At 64.8% G+C, this 16,805-nt stretch carries 14 protein-coding genes; 5 read left to right on the forward strand and 9 right to left on the reverse strand.

The window, feature by feature from the left end; all coding sequences use genetic code 11:
* Positions 1-54 precede the first annotated feature (54 nt).
* From B6V72_RS19210 to B6V72_RS13975, 4 genes are all read right to left on the reverse strand, one after another.
* Positions 55-222, reverse strand: a complete 168-nt coding sequence (locus tag B6V72_RS19210; protein ID WP_157771598.1) for a hypothetical protein — start codon at positions 220-222, stop codon at positions 55-57.
* A 99-nt stretch (positions 223-321) separates the two neighbouring features.
* Positions 322-492, reverse strand: coding sequence for a hypothetical protein (locus B6V72_RS19215; protein WP_166504604.1), 171 nt, complete (start codon positions 490-492; stop codon positions 322-324).
* A gap of 76 nt (positions 493-568) precedes the next feature.
* On the reverse strand, positions 569-2,320 hold the full coding sequence (locus B6V72_RS13970) for a TRAP transporter large permease subunit (RefSeq protein ID WP_075775631.1): 1,752 nt from the start codon (positions 2,318-2,320) through the stop codon (positions 569-571).
* Positions 2,320-2,892 (reverse strand): TRAP transporter small permease subunit, encoded by a 573-nt coding sequence (locus B6V72_RS13975; RefSeq protein WP_075775632.1) that lies wholly within the window; start codon positions 2,890-2,892, stop codon positions 2,320-2,322. The genes B6V72_RS13970 and B6V72_RS13975 overlap by 1 nt, the downstream gene beginning before the upstream one ends.
* Positions 2,893-3,441: 549 nt before the next feature.
* Here B6V72_RS13975 and B6V72_RS13980 point away from each other — a divergent pair.
* From B6V72_RS13980 to B6V72_RS13990, 3 genes are all read left to right on the forward strand, one after another.
* Complete coding sequence (locus B6V72_RS13980) at positions 3,442-5,187, forward strand: acetolactate synthase 3 large subunit (RefSeq protein ID WP_088735833.1); 1,746 nt, start codon at positions 3,442-3,444, stop codon at positions 5,185-5,187.
* 86 nt (positions 5,188-5,273) lie between these two features.
* Positions 5,274-5,834 (forward strand): acetolactate synthase small subunit, encoded by a 561-nt coding sequence (gene ilvN, locus B6V72_RS13985; protein WP_075775634.1) that lies wholly within the window; start codon positions 5,274-5,276, stop codon positions 5,832-5,834.
* 11 nt (positions 5,835-5,845) lie between these two features.
* Positions 5,846-6,829, forward strand: a complete 984-nt coding sequence (locus B6V72_RS13990) for a glycosyltransferase family 2 protein (RefSeq protein ID WP_088735834.1) — start codon at positions 5,846-5,848, stop codon at positions 6,827-6,829.
* On the opposite strand, the gene B6V72_RS13995 is transcribed toward B6V72_RS13990, so the two are convergent.
* The 5 genes from B6V72_RS13995 to B6V72_RS14015 all read right to left on the reverse strand — a co-directional run bounded on the left by B6V72_RS13995 (position 6,826) and on the right by B6V72_RS14015 (position 13,759).
* Positions 6,826-8,226, reverse strand: coding sequence for an O-antigen ligase family protein (locus B6V72_RS13995; protein ID WP_088735835.1), 1,401 nt, complete (start codon positions 8,224-8,226; stop codon positions 6,826-6,828). The genes B6V72_RS13990 and B6V72_RS13995 overlap by 4 nt on opposite strands.
* Positions 8,226-10,367, reverse strand: a complete 2,142-nt coding sequence (locus B6V72_RS14000) for a right-handed parallel beta-helix repeat-containing protein (RefSeq protein ID WP_088735836.1) — start codon at positions 10,365-10,367, stop codon at positions 8,226-8,228. The genes B6V72_RS13995 and B6V72_RS14000 overlap by 1 nt, the downstream gene beginning before the upstream one ends.
* A gap of 133 nt (positions 10,368-10,500) precedes the next feature.
* Positions 10,501-11,361 (reverse strand): glycosyltransferase family 2 protein, encoded by an 861-nt coding sequence (locus B6V72_RS14005; RefSeq protein WP_088735837.1) that lies wholly within the window; start codon positions 11,359-11,361, stop codon positions 10,501-10,503.
* Complete coding sequence (locus B6V72_RS14010; RefSeq protein ID WP_088735838.1) at positions 11,361-12,524, reverse strand: polysaccharide pyruvyl transferase family protein; 1,164 nt, start codon at positions 12,522-12,524, stop codon at positions 11,361-11,363. Before B6V72_RS14010 ends, B6V72_RS14005 begins: the two co-directional genes overlap by 1 nt.
* On the reverse strand, positions 12,521-13,759 hold the full coding sequence (locus B6V72_RS14015) for a Coenzyme F420 hydrogenase/dehydrogenase, beta subunit C-terminal domain (RefSeq protein WP_088735839.1): 1,239 nt from the start codon (positions 13,757-13,759) through the stop codon (positions 12,521-12,523). Before B6V72_RS14015 ends, B6V72_RS14010 begins: the two co-directional genes overlap by 4 nt.
* 198 nt (positions 13,760-13,957) lie before the next feature.
* Between B6V72_RS14015 and B6V72_RS14020 the strand changes: the two genes are divergently transcribed.
* Together B6V72_RS14020 and B6V72_RS14025 are read left to right on the forward strand one after the other, a co-directional pair.
* The gene (locus B6V72_RS14020) at positions 13,958-15,349 is read left to right on the forward strand and encodes an oligosaccharide flippase family protein (RefSeq protein ID WP_168173052.1); all 1,392 of its coding nucleotides are present in this window, start codon (positions 13,958-13,960) and stop codon (positions 15,347-15,349) included.
* 74 nt (positions 15,350-15,423) lie between these two features.
* Positions 15,424-16,449, forward strand: a complete 1,026-nt coding sequence (locus tag B6V72_RS14025) for an SH3 domain-containing protein (protein ID WP_168173053.1) — start codon at positions 15,424-15,426, stop codon at positions 16,447-16,449.
* The last annotated feature ends 356 nt before the right edge of the window (positions 16,450-16,805 follow it).

Below are 16,805 nucleotides of genomic sequence, written 5' to 3' on the forward strand. Positions count from 1 at the left end.
AAGGCCCCGGGGTTCGCGCCCCGGGGCCTTTTTCGATCCGGGTGCGGCCCGACCTCACTTCGTGGTCGCGGCCCCTGCCGTCGCGCCTGCCACGGCGCCCACGGGTCCGGCCACGACAAGCCCGCCGACGCCGCCAGTGGCTGCGCGTTCGGTGGTGGTATCTCCACAGGCCGCGAGCGAAACCAGCAGGCCGCCCGCCATCACAATCGTCGCAATTCGCATCTTCTCGTCCTTTCGATAGCAGCCGCAACGCGCGACCTTCTCAAGGACAAGACGCCGAGACGCCTTTCGCGGTTCCCAAGCTCCGTGAAAGGCTGCTCGTCAGTTCCTGCGCGTCACCACACCTAGCCCGGCCCCGACGACCGCTCCGACAGGCCCCGCCACGACGAGACCGGCCACGCCGCCCGTCGCCGCCCGCTGCTCCTTGGTCTCACCACAGCCCGCCAGCGCAAGCAACGAAACCCCGAAAATCACCAGAAGAGGATACCGCATCCCTCGCCCTCCACTCTCTCTCTATAAAAAAGGGGCGGCCCCTGAAGGCCGCCCCGATCTTTCATTTTACGGTCGATCAGTTGCTGCCCGGTGTGGGAAGCGGGGGCAGCCCGCCCGGAGCCGCGCTTCCCGAGCTTGACCCGCCAGAGGTCGACCCACCGAGCGGCGCCAGAGACGGCAGTCCACCGAGGCCGCCCCCATCGCCCATGCCCGGCATCTGGGGCAGCTTGATCTCGACGTCCTTCAGATCAACCTGCGGCCCCTTGTAGTGCATCACCATGGCCGGGAAAGCGATCACGATGGCGATCATCGCAACCTGGATGAACACGAAGGGAATTGCGCCCCAGTAGATCTGCGAGGTCTTCACCGGCTCCATCTTCTTGCCGGTAACCTTGTCGATATAGGGTACCTTGGCCGCGACCGAGCGCAGGTAGAACAGCGCGAAGCCGAAGGGCGGGTGCATGAACGAGGTCTGCATGTTCACGCCCAGGATCACGCCGAACCAGATCAGATCGATCCCCAGCGCCTGCGCGGCAGGCGCCAGAAGCGGCACGATGATGAAGGCCAGCTCGAAGAAATCGAGGAAGAAGGCGAGGAAGAACACAAGGAACGACACCACGATCAGGAAGCCCAACTGGCCACCCGGAAGCGAGGTCAGCAGATGCTCGACCCAGACCTGCCCGTTCACCCCGTAGAAGGTGAGCGAGAAGACCCGCGCGCCCAGCAGGATGAACAGCACGAAGGCCGACAGGCGCGTCGTCGCCGCCAGCGCGTCACGCACGACGGGGAAGGTCAGACGCTTCTTGACCGCCGACAGCACCAGCGCGCCGACCGCGCCCATGGCGCCGCCTTCGGTGGGGGTCGCAACACCCAGGAAGATCGTGCCCAGCACCAGGAAGATCAGCGCCAGCGGCGGGATCAGCACGATGACCACCTGCTGAGCCAGACGGCTCATCAGGTTGATCTTCAGCGCCTTGTCGAGCAAGGCCACGATATAGACCACGATCACGGCGGCACCGGCAGCCAGGATCTCGGAGTTGTTGACGCTCGACCCGCTCGCCTCGAAATACTTCTCGGCGAAGATGAAGACCGCGACCGCACCTGCCAGCGCGACAAGGAGCGACATCACACCCGAGCCGAGCGTACGCGCCTCTTTCGGCAGGGCCGGCATCGACTTCGGCTTGATGATCGACATCACGAGCACGTAGCCGAGGTAGATGCCGGTCAGCACCATACCGGGGATCAGCGCGCCCTTGTACATGTCGCCCACCGAAACGCCCAGCTGGTCAGCCAGAACGATCAGCACCAGCGAAGGCGGAATGATCTGCGCCAGTGTCCCAGACGCCGCAATGACACCTGTGGCCACCTTCCGATCATAGCCGTAGCGCAACATGATCGGCAGCGAGATCAGGCCCATAGCGATCACCGACGCCGCGACCACGCCCGTGGTCGCCGCCAGAAGCGCGCCCACGATGATCACCGCATAGGCGAGACCGCCGCGCACCGGACCGAACAACTGACCGATCGTGTCGAGGAGATCCTCGGCCATGCCCGATTTCTCGAGCACGATGCCCATGAATGTGAAGAACGGAATGGCAAGTAGGGTCTCGTTCGACAAGACCCCGTAGAACCGTTGCGGCATCGCATTCAACAACGGCCAGTCAAGATTGATCGTCCCGCCGGAATAGCCCGACAGTTCAACGCCGATGACGAAGAACAAAAGACCGTTGGCCGCGAGCGCGAAGGCCGCAGGATAGCCGATCAGCAGGAAGACGATCAGCGAGATGAACATGATCGGGGCCATGTTCTGAGCAATAAGCTCGAGCATTACAGACCCTCCTCTTCGGCGATGGGATCATGGCCGTGATGGCCCGCGCTGTCGGCATGGGGATCCGCGATCAACCCACGCATCACGCCAATCTTCTTGATGATCTCGGACACGCCCTGGAAGAACAGCTGCCAGAAGCCGATCAGCAGCAGGAGCTTGGCCGGCCACAGGATCAGACCGCCCGAATTCGTCGACATCTCGCCCGAGCGGATCGAGATCATCACGAAGGGAGTCAGCTTGAACAGCATCAGCACGACGAACGGCATCAGGAAGAAGATATGCCCGAGCAGATCAATCCAGTGCTGCACTTTCCGCGAGAACGCACCATAGATGATGTCGATGCGGATATGCTCGTTTTGCTTGAGCGTGTAAGCGGCAGCGCCCAGAAACGCCGCGCCGAAAAGATACCATTGCAATTCCAGCCAAGCGTTCGACGACATGTCGAAGGCTTTGCGTACAATGGCGTTGGTCGCACTCACGAGGACCGACACCAGAATAAGCCACGACACCGCCTTGCCGATGGTCTCGTTTATCCGGTCGATCGCGCGTGAAAGGGCCAGCAAAGCGCCCATCTCACTTCCTCCCTAATTTTGTCCCGAAAGCCTGCCCGAGGCTTTGCCCGTGATTGGCCGAGTGGAGGCGAAAGGTCAAGCAATTAAGGCCCTATCTGGTCTGTTCACTTGACCAGATCGACCTAAAAACATCGCTCGCCAGCGCCGACCTGGCGACTGACGAAGCGTCAACGGGATCACTTTGATGCGACTGACCTAGCGGCACCCGCGTCGCACGCCGCTTATGATTTCTCAAAGTTGCGACTCGCAGGTCGCGATGCGCAACAATCGGGAAGAAATTTCCTCCCTTCGCGACATTTTATTCAGCGTTTGGGCATTGACGCCTCCTGCACCCGCTCATAATGTCCGCGCAAAGCAGTCCGAAAGGGATCCGCAATGGATGCGATTCTTCTTGTCGTCGTAGGAGCCAAGCGCATGGGCCGGTAACGGTTAGACCATGAAGGTTCCCATGCGCCCCCGCCTCAAAGCCGGGGGCTTTTTATTGGACGATTGGACGCTTGAGAGGTAGCGGCGGGCGGCGTGGCCCTCGCGCAAGGATGGAGTGAGCATATGGCACGGCAGATGACCGGCGCGAAGATGGTGGTTCAGGCGCTGAAGGATCACGGGGTCGAGGTAATTTTCGGCTATCCCGGCGGCGCGGTCCTTCCGATCTATGACGAGATTTTCCAGCAAAACGACATCCGTCACATTCTCGTCCGCCACGAGCAGGCCGCGATCCACATGGCCGAAGGCTATGCGCGTTCGACCGGCAAGCCGGGCGTGGCGCTGGTGACCTCGGGCCCGGGCGCGACCAATGCGGTGACGGGTCTGACCGACGCGCTGATGGACTCGATCCCGCTGATCGTGCTGTCGGGTCAGGTGCCGACCTTCCTCGTGGGCACCGATGGTTTCCAGGAGGCCGACACGGTGGGCATCACCCGCCCCTGCACCAAACATAACTGGCTGGTGAAAGACCCCGCGAAACTCTCCGAGACGATCCATCAGGCTTTCCACGTGGCGACCTCGGGCCGCCCCGGCCCGGTGCTGATCGACATGCCCAAGGACGTGCAATTCGCGGTGGCCACTTACTGCGAGCCGAAAGCCGCGAAGGTCGACCATTACCAGCCGCAGGTGAAAGGCGATCTGGACGCGATCACCAAGCTGGTCGAGCTGATCGAAACCGCCGAGAAGCCGGTCTTCTATACCGGTGGTGGCGTGATCAATTCGGGCCCTGCCGCGAGCCAGCTGATGCGCGAACTTGTCGACGCGACCGGCTTCCCGATCACCTCGACGCTGATGGGTCTGGGCGCCTACCCTGCCTCGGGCAAGAACTGGCTCGGCATGCTCGGGATGCACGGCCTCTATGAAGCCAACCTTGCGATGCATGGCTGCGACCTGATGATCAACCTCGGCGCGCGCTTCGACGACCGGATCACCGGCCGCGTGGCGGACTTCTCGCCGAAATCGACCAAGGTGCATGTCGATATCGACGCCTCCTCGATCAACAAGATCATCGCCGTCGACCTGCCGATCCTCGGCGACATCGGCCATGTGCTCGAAGACGTGCTCAAGGTCTGGAAGTCGCGCGGGCGCAAGGTGAACAAGCCCGCGATCGAGAAATGGTGGAAGAAGATCGACGAGTGGAAGAAGGTGAACTGCCTCGCCTACACCAACTCGGAAAAGACGATCAAACCGCAATATGCGCTGCAGCGGCTCGAAGAGCTGACCAAGGGCATGGATCGCTACATCACCACCGAAGTGGGTCAGCACCAGATGTGGGCCGCGCAGTTCCTCGGCTTCGAGAATCCGAACCGCTGGATGACCTCCGGGGGCTTGGGCACGATGGGCTACGGCTTCCCGGCCTCGATCGGCGTGCAGATCGCCCATCCCGAGAGCCTCGTGATCAACGTGGCAGGCGAGGCGAGCTGGCTGATGAACATGCAGGAGATGGGCACCGCGACCCAGTTCCGCGTACCGGTGAAGCAGTTCATCCTCAATAACGAGCGTCTGGGCATGGTCCGCCAGTGGCAGGAACTGCTGCATGGCGAGCGCTACTCGCATAGCTGGTCCGAAAGCCTGCCCGATTTCGTGAAGCTCGCCGAGAGCTTCGGCTGGAAGGGGATGCAGGTCTCCGACCCCGCCGATCTCGACGATGCGATCATGGAGATGATCAAGCATGACGGCCCGGTGCTGTTCGACTGCCTCGTGGAGAAGCACGAGAACTGCTTCCCGATGATCCCGTCCGGCAAGCCGCATAACGAGATGCTGCTGGCGGCCGATGCCGATGTCTTCAAGGAAGGCGCGGCGCTGGTGTGAGCGACGCCGGGGGCTCTGCCCCCGGACCCCCGGGATATTTGGACCAAGCCGAAGATCGGGTCCGAACTAGGAAAAGGAGAGAGGCAATGGCCGCTCTGAAAATCAAGAAAGGCTCCTCGAGCCATTCCGCTTACGACCTGCGCGACAGCCACGATCAGATTGAGCGCAGCCATACGCTCGCCGTGATCGTGGATAACGAGGCCGGGGTTCTGGCCCGTGTGATCGGGCTGTTCTCGGGCCGCGGCTACAACATCGACAGCCTGACCGTGGCCGAGGTGGACCATAAGGGCCATCGCAGCCGGATCACCGTCGTCACCCGCGGAACCGAGAACGTGATCGACCAGATCAAGGCGCAGCTGGGCCGCATCGTGCCGGTTCACGAAGTGAAGGACCTGACCGTCGAGGGATATCCGGTCGAGCGCGAACTGGCGCTGATCAAGGTTGCGGGGACCGGCGACAAGCGTATCGAAGCGCTGCGTCTGGCCGAGATCTTTCGCGCCAATGTGGTCGACTCGACGCTGGAGAGCTTTGTCTTCGAGATCACCGGCACGCCCGAGAAGATCGACGCTTTCGCCGATCTGATGCGCCCGCTGGGTCTGGCCGAAGTGGCCCGCACCGGGGTCGCAGCGCTGTCGCGCGGGGCCTGAGCCCGAGCGACATGGCCGAGCCGCGTCCCGCCACCGATCCTGCTCTGGGTGTCGTCATCGTCACCTATCGGTCCTCGGACGTGATCGCGGCCTGCATCGCCTCGCTGCGGGCGGCGACCGGCGTGGCGCTGCATGTGGTGGTAGTCGACAATGCCTCGCCCGATGACACGGTCGAGGTGATCCGTGCAGCCGTCCCCGATCTGATGGGGGCCGCGGAGGCGGGTCAGGACGGCATCGCGCTGATCGAGGCGGGGGCCAACAGCGGGTTTGCTGCGGGCGTCAATCTGGGGCTGGCGCGGCTCGCGGCCAATCCCGCGCTCGACCGGTTCTGGCTGCTCAACCCCGATTGCGTGGTGCCGCCCGAGACGCCTGCCGCCCTCGCCTCGCATGATCCCGGACCGCGAGGCGCCGCGATGATCGCGCATCGGGTGGTCTATGGTGACGCGCCCGATACGATCCAGATCGACGGCGGAGTGATCGACCGGCGCACCGGGATCACCCATAACCTGAACCAGTTTGCCCCCGCGGCCAGCCCTGCCCCGGACCCGGAGCACATCGACTTCGTCACCGGCGCGAGCCTAGTCGCCACCCGCGCCCATCTCGAGCGTGCAGGGCCGATGGCGGAGGACTATTTCCTTTACTACGAAGAGGTCGACTGGGCGCTGCGCCGGGGCAATCTGCCGATCTCCTATTGCGAAGGCGCAATCGTTCATCACGTTGCGGGCACGGCGATCGGCTCGCAGCGGATGGGCTCGGTCGCCTCGCCGTTCTCGCAATATTTCAAGCATCGGGCGCGGGCGATGTTCCTGCGCCGCCATTTCCCCGCCGGGCTGATCGGCGGCGCGGCGTGGTCGCTTGCGAAAGCCGCGCAATTGCGGGCGCAGGGGCATGGAGCGGAAGCCGCGGCCCTGTTGCGGGGTTTCTTCGGGATGGCACCGCCCGATCCGGTTCTGGCCGCGCTCAGCCCGGAGGCACGGGCAAAGATCGGCCGTTAATCCCGCCGATGACTCTGTGCAAACCGCGTGTAGCTGGTGGCGCGCGCCTCAGGCCGCGCCGCGTCCTCGGGGGCGTCGGCCCGCTCTTTCACCGCTTCGGTCAGCATCCACATGCCGGCGCCGAACAGGAAGAAGGTGAAGGCGTAGATCGACTCCCAGACATAGACGGTGCAGAGCGTGAAGGTCATCCCCGCGAAGGTGAACACCCAGGAGCGACGGAAATTCTGCATCCGCGTATCGCCGCTGAAATCCCGGAACATCACCTTGAACAGCCCCCAGACATAGCCGCTCGTGACCAGCAGGAAGCCGGGGATGCCATAGCGCACCGCGATCACCAGCCAGAAATTATCCATCGAGCCGGAATACATGTACCACGGTCGCACCCAGTCGTTCAGGCCGATCCCGAAGACCGGGTTGGCCCAGACATTCTTCAGCCCCCACTCGAAGATGATCGTGCGCCAATAGGCGGTATGGGCCGAGAAGGTCGCGTAGCTGAGAAACACCATGATCGGCGAGCGGTTCGACAGCAGGTCAACCGTGACATAGGCGAAAGCGAAGAGCCCCGTCAGCAGCCACCAGCGCCATTCGATCCGCACGAAGGTGATATACCAGCCGATCAGCCCCAGTTGCAGCAGCAGCGACAGAAGCGCGCCCGAAGACAGCGCAAGAAAGCCGTTGAGCAGGATCATCCCGCTCGCCACCACCCGCCACCCGAGCGATTTGATCCCGTCGAAGGCCACGAAGGCGAAGGCGAAGACGACCGAGCAATAGAGCCCGAAATGGATCGGATGGGCGAAGGGGCCCTGCACACGCTCCAGCCCCAAGCGCGGCTCCTGAAAGTTGTAGGTGATCGTGCTCATTCCCGGCAGCTTGTCGATCAGCGTCGGGATCAGGGTCGTGCCGGTCTTGGTCTCGTAAAGCGAAAATGGCGTCAGGATCAGCACCGACCAGATCAGCACCTTGCCCAGCGCCGCGAAATCCTCGCGCGAGCGGATATAGGCGCGCCCGATCAGGTAGCCTCCCAGCACCTCGAGCCCCACCGAGCCCGCTTGCTGAATGACGCGATCCGGGTTGTTGACCGCGAGCGCGACCGACAGCCACAGCGCATGGAACAGGAACAGCCAGTCCACCGGCAATATCCGCCCCGCGCGCCCGCTGAAGACCCGCGCGAAGGCGGGCAGGATGAAGAACATCAGCACGAGACGGCTTCCGGTGATCGCAAGCGGGCCGAGGTTGAACTTGAAGGGCAGCAGGATCGACAGCACGAACAACAGCACCGGCCACGGCAGTTTCGCGGTCGCGAGCGCGGCGGTCTCGGCAATGCGGTTTCGCCCACCAGCACGGCGTGTCGGGCGCGCATGCTCCGGCATGGTGCCACCGATCGCCCCGGCGCGCATCAGCGCATCGCCCCGCTCACCGCCGGGCGGCTCGCGGTCAGATCAAGGGCTTCAAGCTCGCCGTGGAAGCTGCCCTTGCCGAAGGGATTGCCCAGCGCAAGGCCCCAATATTCCATCGGCTTGAGCCGCCCCGAGACGGTGCCTTTGCCGATCACCTCCTCGCCCGCCAGCACCTCGAAAAGACTATCCTCCGAGGCGTAGCGGAAGGTGATGTCGTGCCATTTTCCGTCATAGATCGGCACGCGTTTGGTGCGAAGGAACAGCCGCTGCCCACTCTCGGGCCAGAACTCGACCTCGAAGGTACCGCGCCCGGTAACCCGCACGATCAGCGATTGATGCAGGCGCAACAGTTCTCCCGCGGATTTGTAATCGCCCATCGCTCGCAGGCTCATATGCAGCGAGAAGCGATCTGCTCCGAAGAGAGGGGCGACCATCTCGCGCGGGATCACCACTGCGCCCCCGCCGAGCCCGAATTCCAACGCGCCGGGGCTGAGCGGGATCGAGTCGAGCACTTTCGGCTGCGACCCGGCATGCGAGATCACCCGGCCCAGTTGCGGATCGTAGCTGAGGATACGGTCGTCGCGGACCATAACGTAGCCGGTGCTCTGCGCGCTCCGCCCATCGGGCAGCGTGAGCGAGAGGGTCACTTTGTGCCGACCCGGCATTCGGAAGCCCACCGGCACCTGCGAACCTTCGAGACTGGCCTGCCCGTCGATCTGCCATTCATAGGCGACCTCGGCGGGGTCCACGCCTTCGGGAAGCACACTCGCGCGCGCATCGAATTGCAGCGTCGTGCCGCCTCCCTCGCCGCGGGCAAACCGCATGACCGGCTGGAACGCATCCGGACCGCCGAGGATATCCAGCATCGGCGCACCGATCCCGCTCCCGGCCAATGGACCACTCGGCAGATAGGCGTAATTCGCGATCTCACGCGGCGCACCGGTGCGCGCGGCGACGAAAATATCGTCGTAATAGCCCGCCCGCTGCGGCGTGACGTCCTGGATCAGCAGGTTGTCCCGTACCCTCCAGTCGGGCTGCCCCGCAGGCCCTGCGATCTCGCTCACCACATTGCGGGCGATCTCGACGGCGCGGGCGTCGCGCGCCACACGGATCTGCGGGATCCAGAGAACCGGGTCGCGTTTCTCGCCCTCGGAATAGACATCATGGATGAGCGTGTTGTTGGCGATCTTCACGCCATCCGCCTCCCCCAAAGTGATCCCGTGCAGGTGCGCGTTGATGATGACGTTCCCGCTGATCTCGACGTTGCGGTAGAACATCTCCACCCCGGCCTTGCCGCGATCGACCAGCTCGTTGCGCATCAGGATCGACTGGGTGAAGCCGCCCTCCCCGGAATTGAGCAGATTGCCCCGGATCGCGATGTCGCGGCTGGGGCGTTCGGTGCCTGCGGTCCAGAACTGGATCATGTCGGCATGATCGCCGGACGCGACCGCGCGACGGAAATCGTGAATGTGGTTGCCCGCGATCTCTGCGCGCTCGATCTGGGCGAAGTTCAGCCCGTCCATCCGCATGTCGTGGATGTCGTTGCCGACCACATTCAGATCGGTGCAATCGGTGAAGATCGCGCCGCGATAGAAGCGGCGGAACTCGGAGCTCTCGACCGTGATCCCGGTCGAGGCGCGCACGGCGAGGCCGAAAGCAGTCGGCAGCGGGCCCTGCTCGATCAACTCGGGATCGGGCGGCGCGAGGTCACCGTCGAACACCACATTGCGGATTGTCAGATTGCGCGTGGTAAAGACCTGAAACGGGCGCGTGTTGGACCGGTCGCCCTCTGCGTAACGATAGTCGAAAATCACCGCCTCGATCACGACATGACTGACCTCCTGCAGTTCCATTCGCGCGATCACCGCCGGGTTGCCCGGATCGGCAGAGCGAAAGGTGATCGGCGCATCCTCGCGCCCCGCCATACCCCGCAGCTCGAGAGCGTCATAGTCGCCCGGCGCGATCAGGACCGTATCGCCCGGCTCCAGCTTCGCCCCGATCCGCGCGAGTGCTTCCGTATCCGAGACCTGCCAATCGCGCGCCATTGCGGGCCATGCGCCGAGCATGACAAATCCGACGGCCAAAAGCCCACGCCATCCGACGCGGGCCGCATGCCTCGTGGTGAATGCGATCTGCTCCATCGCTGCCTGCCTGTCCCGGGCCGCTTCTTGCGGCTCTGATGTCTTGACGTCACGCTAGCGTGAGGGCGATCAACGCAGCAAGCGCTTTAACCCAGATTTAACTTTTCACGTCACCTTTGTGGCCTTCGCGCCGCTAAAGCCGCCCGAAAATCGCCTGCCGCAGCATCCAGCCCATCCGCGCAAGCCGCAGCCTTGCGAGCGTGCACACCGCGCGGCGACGCTCGGTCGCACCGTTCAGCTCGGGATGGCGCAGGACCTTCGGCAGATGGGCGAGTATCGACACCGGCATCAACAGCGCCTTCGCGCCCCAACGCAGCCGCGCGGGCAGGCTCGCGCCATTCACACCGAAGCCTTCCTCGGTCAGGCGCCGCCATTTGCGCGACAGCGCCGCCCAATCCTGCCGCGACGGATGGCCCACGCGCAGCCTTTCTGCATAAACCAGAGAATACCCCTTCGCGGTCGCCCGACGGCACCAGTCCAGATCTTCCGACAGCCCGGCGATGAAGGGGCCGGTGGCCTCATAAACATCGCGCCGGGTCAGCAGGTTGCCGGTGCCGGAGAACCCCTTTTCCTCGATATAGCGGCGGAAATCGAATGCGAAGACGGTCTCGAACGCCTCCGCGCCGGAACGCGGCGGCGGAGTCTCTTCGAAGACGAAGACATGCCCGCCGACCAGATCGCCCTGCCCGGCCACGGCGAAAGCGGTCGCGATCCAGTCCGGGTCGGCCACGCAATCGCTGTCGATGAAGAACAGCCGCTCCGCCGTCGTCTCCGCCACGCCGCGATTGCGGGCCTCTGCCGCGCCCTTCTTGGTCTCGGTGACGATCCGAAGGTCGGGATAGGCCGCGCGGACGGGGCCAAGATCATCGGTCGAGCCATTGTCGACCACCAGCAGCTCGCAACGCGCATCCAGCTGCGGCGAAAGCGTTTCCAGGCAGCGCATCAGCCGCGAGACGTCATTGTAATGCGGGATGATGATCGCGGCCTCGGCCATCACAGCGCCTTCATCAGGTTTAACAGCGCCGCGTCATAGGCGGCGAGCCGGTCGATCCCCCGCGCCAGCGCCGATTGCGCCTCTGCGGCCAGCGTCTCGCGATTGGCGAACCCTCGCTCCAGCGCCGCCATCACCGTATCCGCATCCGCCGTGGTCGCGTCGACCGTGTGATCGTAGCCAAGCGCGCCGAAAAGCCCCGCGAACTTTCGGCTATAGGCAAGCGGCACCACCGCGACACCCGCCGAAAATGCCGCGATACAGGCATGCATCCGCGCCCCGGTGAAGAAATCGAGCCCGGCGATATAGCTCTTGGCCTCGGAGGGGCTTGCGAAGGCAGGCGCGCAGATCGCGTCATGCTCGGCCGCCAGCGTCTCACAGGCGCGCAGGTCATCCTCGATCACCATCGGGCCTTCGGGCACGATCACATGCGGGACCAGATGGACCTCCGCTCCCTGCCCCTTGAACCAGTCGATCGCGCGCGCGATCAGCGCGGGATAATCCAGCGCCATCCCGAAATCATTGCTCCCGTGATAGCCCCCCGCCATCAACAGCCCCGAGACATTGAGACCGACGCGCACCGGCCCACCATCACCCGGCGCGGGCGGATCAAAAGGCAGCCGCAGCGCCAGATCGGAGGCCAGAACCGGCGCGCCGCGATAGCCCAGATCGTCCAGCGCCGCGCGCGAGCGTTCGTCGCGCACCGCCACCAAAGCCGAACGGTTGAGGCTCATGCGCGCCAGCCGCTTCGACCAGCCCTTGGTGAACGGCCCCACGGTCTGCGGCGCGACCACCAAAGGCGTGCCCGCGAGATGGGCGGCGAACTTCATCCAGAACATCTTCACCAGCCGCGAGGTGCCGTAGATGTCCGCGAAACTGTCGCCGCCGCCAATGTCGATCACCAGATCGGCTGCCTTAACTTCGGCCCACAACCCTTTGGGAGATTTCAGAAACGCGCCATCCACCTCGATCAGCCGCAGGTCATCGCCCGCGACATAGGGCGCGCGCCGGTCCTTCCAGTCGAGCACGGTAATCGCGATCTCGCGCCCCGCTTTCGTGGCCAGATCGCGCAGCAGGGCGATCTCCGACACGGTCAGCGCGCCGACACCCAGATTGTCCGAGCGCGTCGAGTGGAAGATCAGGCAGACGCGCAGCGTGCGGCTCATATCCGTCCTCGCCAGACGCGGCGCATCGTGCCTGCGAAGTTGCGCAGGTTCCGCGTGACCGGGTTCTGCAATGCACAGGCGCGCAGGTTCATCCCCTCATAGCGCGGTATCGGGCGGGCCATCAGCTTGAGCGCCGCGAGACGCGCGAAAAGGGCCCGGCGGCGTTCGCGCTGACCGGGTTGGATCGCGGCGAGTTCCGCCACATCGAACGGCGCGGTCTCGACCGCCTCTGCCGCCTCGGCCTCCCTCAGAATGTCCGCGCCGAGCCGCGTGCGCGCCACGATCAGGCTGCGCCCCGGCGCCTCCTCGAACAGCGGATAGCCTTCGTCATCGGCTTCCCACGCATCGGCGCAGACCAGATCGGCGGCAACCCCGGTGCCATCGGCGCAAATCTTGCAGCGATGCTGGACATGGCGCGAGAGCACCCCGCCCCAGGCCGCGTGATAGCTCGTCTCGCGGGTGGAGCCATCATGTAGCGTGGCCACCGTCTTGCCCGGCCAGCCATTGCCGCGATAGCGCAGGCCTGTCAGTTGATCCTCGGGCGCGCCCATTTCCGCCAGCAACTCCCGCGCGCCCTCCGCGCTGGAAACGCCCGCGCAGAAAAAGGACAGGATCACCGGGAAAGTCCGCGCGAGTTTCGGATCGCGCGCCACAAGCGCCCGCAGTGCGACCGCATCGCAAGGCTTCCCGATCACCGCGAAGCGCCGTCCATCGTCAATGAGCTTCGACAATTCCGCCAGTGGGGCCGAGGGCGCATAACGCGAGCCCGCAGCCCCCAGAACCTCGTCGCGCGTGGTGCTCAGCCGCATCCGGTTGCCGATCGGCTTCTCGGGGTCGGGTTCGATCTGGGCGATGGCATCGACACGACCCGATTGCAGTAGATGCAGCGCCAGCGCCGAGAGCGCCCCGCCCGAGGCCCCTGCATGGCGCAGGTTTGGGTCGGTTGCGTGGCCGCTCTTCATCTCCATGAACCGCCCCCAGAGCGGCTCCTCTCCGGGCGCGACGCGCTGCGCGCTCTGGCCCAAGCCGGGGCAACAGGCGGCGATGGCGGCCTCGGCGCGGGCAGAAATCTCGGCGCTCTGCACCGGGCGCAGGAAGCCCCGCGCATCAGACGCCATCGCGATCTCATCCGGTGCGACCCCGGCGCAAAGCCCGCAGCCTGCACAGAGATCACCCGCCGCGACATGCGCGAGCGCATCGCTCGAAGGCGTCGAAATGGGGTTGTGATGGGTCATGCTCGGCCGCCCTGCTTTTTCACGAAGTTGAACAGCAAAGCCGGGAATCTGGCAAGGCGGCACACCGCCGGAGACCTCGGTTGACGTGGCCGTCAGGCCACAGCCGTAATGCCGCGCTTGACCAAGCGGTACCCGGGGCGGGATTATGGCCGCAAAACATGCGCGGGCGGCCAAACCCCGCCCCATATCGGACAGTACATGCTTCGCACCGCGATCCTCATCCTCAGCGGGAACGCCGCCACCTCGGCACTGATGCTCGCGCGCAACCTCGTAATCGCGCGGCTGATCCCGGTCGCCGATTACGGCGTGGCCGCGACCTTCGCGATGGTGATGGCGGTGATCGAGATGAGCTCGACGCTGGGGCTGCAGCAGCAGATCGTGCAGTCGAAGCGCGGCGACGACCCGGCGTTTCAGGCCGCACTGCAAGGTTTTCAACTGCTGCGCGGCGTGATCGCGGCGGCGGCGCTGTTCGTGCTGGCGGGGCCGATCGCCGACTTCCTCGCGATCCCAGAGGCCGCCTCTGCCTATCGCTGGCTCGCGCTGGTGCCGCTCCTGACGGCGGCGCAGCATTTCGACATCCACCGCGCCCAGCGCAGGGGCCACTATCGCCCGATGCTGCTGACAGGCGCCCTGCCCGCACTGGCCGCGCTGATCGCAATCTGGCCGCTCTTGCGTCTCTTCGACGACTGGCAGGTGGCGCTTTGGGCGATCCTGCTGCACGCAGCCCTCGGGGTTCTGGTCTCGCACCTGATGGCCGAGCGCCGCTACCGCCTGCGCCTCGACCGCGCCGAGATGCGCGCGAACCTGCGTTTCGGCGCGCCGCTTCTGGCCAATGCGGCCCTGATGTATCTCGTCTTTCAGGGCGACAAGATCATCGTCGGGCGACTGGCAGGAATGCAGGCGCTGGCGGTCTTCGCGATGGGCATGACACTGACGCTGACACCCACGCTGATCGGCGCGAAGTCGGTGCAGAACCTCTTTTTACCGAAACTCTCGGCCGCACATGGCCGTGCGGACGCCTCCGCACATCGCCAGCTTGCCGGGGCGACATTCGAGGGGATGTTCCTCACCGGATCGACCCTCCTGCTGGGCACGGTCCTGATCGGACCGTTCGTCGTCACCGCCCTTCTGGGGACGAAATATGCAAGCCTCCTGCCGCTCCTGATCCCCTTCGCGCTTATGAACGCGCTCCGCGCGATCAAGAACGGGCCGAGCACGGTCGCGCTCTCGGCGGGGCAGACCGATAACGGCTTTTGGGGGAACCTGCCCCGGATCGCGGTTCTCCCGCTGAGCTATTGGGCGCTTGCCCAGACCGGCTCGGTCGTGCCGGTGATCTGGCTCGGGGTCACGGGCGAGGCGATCGGTCTCGGCGTGGCGCTCTGGCGGCTGTCGCGGGTCATGGCGCTGCCACAGGTTGGCCGCGCTGCGCTGACGACCGCACTCGTGCTGGTCGCGATCCCGCTGATTACACTTGCCGCGCCCGGCACGCTGCTGATCTGGCCGATCGCGCTGATCCTGATGACGGTGCAACTTGCCGCCCTGTCCCATCTGCGGGCCTATTTCGGACACCCGCAGATCGGCACTGCCTGACGCCGCGCCTCTTTACGATTTTCGTGCTACACTCTCCGATGACGCGCGCCATAAACCAAAGAGGGAGGATCGGTATGAACCGGTTTCTGGGTTATGTCTTCGTCGCGGCGCTCTCACTCGCAACGCCTGCCCTCGCGGAGGAGATGCTCGAGGTTCCGGTGTATTTCTCAGCCGGAGCGGATAACGCGGTTCTGAGCGATCGCATCAAGGGCTATGACAGCGTGATCTACACGATCGGCGCCGAGGCCGGTCAGACGATCGATATCAAGCTGTCCACGAAACACACCGCCACGTATTTCAACCTCTACGGTCCCGGGAGCGGGCCCGGCGATCAGGCGATCATGAACAGCCAGTTGACGCCCGAGCTAAACCACTACACCGGCACGCTGCCGAGTTCGGGGACATACAAGATCTCGGTCTACATGATGCGCTCGGCGGCGCGGCGCGACGAGATCGCGAATTTCGACATCCGGATCGGGATCACCGGCGAGACCGGCGCGATCGTGCAGGGCGATTATGCCGACGGGCTGCAGGGCGGGCCGGATTTCTGGCAGGTCCAGACCGGCGATATCAACGATCCGCTGAACCTGCGCGCGAGGCCCTCGACCGGGGCTACGATCCTCGGCCGGTTCCCCGAGGGGGCGATCCTGCGCAACATGGGCTGCCGAATGGCCGAGGGTCAGCGCTGGTGCCAGGTCGCGGCCACCGAGGGCTATCTGACCGGCTGGGTCGCAGGACGCTATCTGCGAGAAGGCTCTGCCCCGCCACCGCGCGTGGCCGAACCCGAGACCCGCGATCAGCAGGTCCAGTTCGCCCCCGGCACGAGCGGCGCGGTGCTGAGATCAACCCTCGCCCCCGGCGCTGCGGTCAACTACCGGCTCGGCGCGCGGGCCAAGCAGTTCCTGACGGCACAGCTCCAGACAGTCTCGCCTGCGGTGCATTTCAACATCTTCACCCCGGACGGCCAGCTTCTCTACGAGAGCCGCGGCGGTAGGCGCGACTATCGCGGACAGCTCTGGCTCAACGGCGAAAACCGGATCACGGTGTACAATATCGGCGACGCCCCTGCCCCCTTCACGATGATCGTCGGGATCGAGTGAGCGCGGGCGCAAAGCCGGGAGGACAATCCAATGACCAAGAGGACGACACTCTCACGCAGGGCCGCCACCGCGGCCCTGGCGGGCGTGACCCTGAGCGCGTTCGCAGCCTGCGTTCCAGAGCCACCCGACGGACGGCCAAGCCCGCTCGACGGGCACTGGGTCGGTAGGTACACCCCTCAGAGCATGCGTGTGATGGATCGGCCCTGCACGCCGGGCTACGGCGGGATATTCATCCGGGACGGCCGGGTTTCGGGCCAGGCCACCAACACCTACGGAGCTTCCTACAGGGTAACCGGGCAAGTCGTCGGAGCCAACCGGATCGTCGGGAATTTCTACTTCCGAACGCGCTCTGTCGG

Source organism: Thioclava sp. F34-6, from assembly GCF_002213235.1.
Taxonomy (GTDB): domain Bacteria; phylum Pseudomonadota; class Alphaproteobacteria; order Rhodobacterales; family Rhodobacteraceae; genus Thioclava; species Thioclava nitratireducens.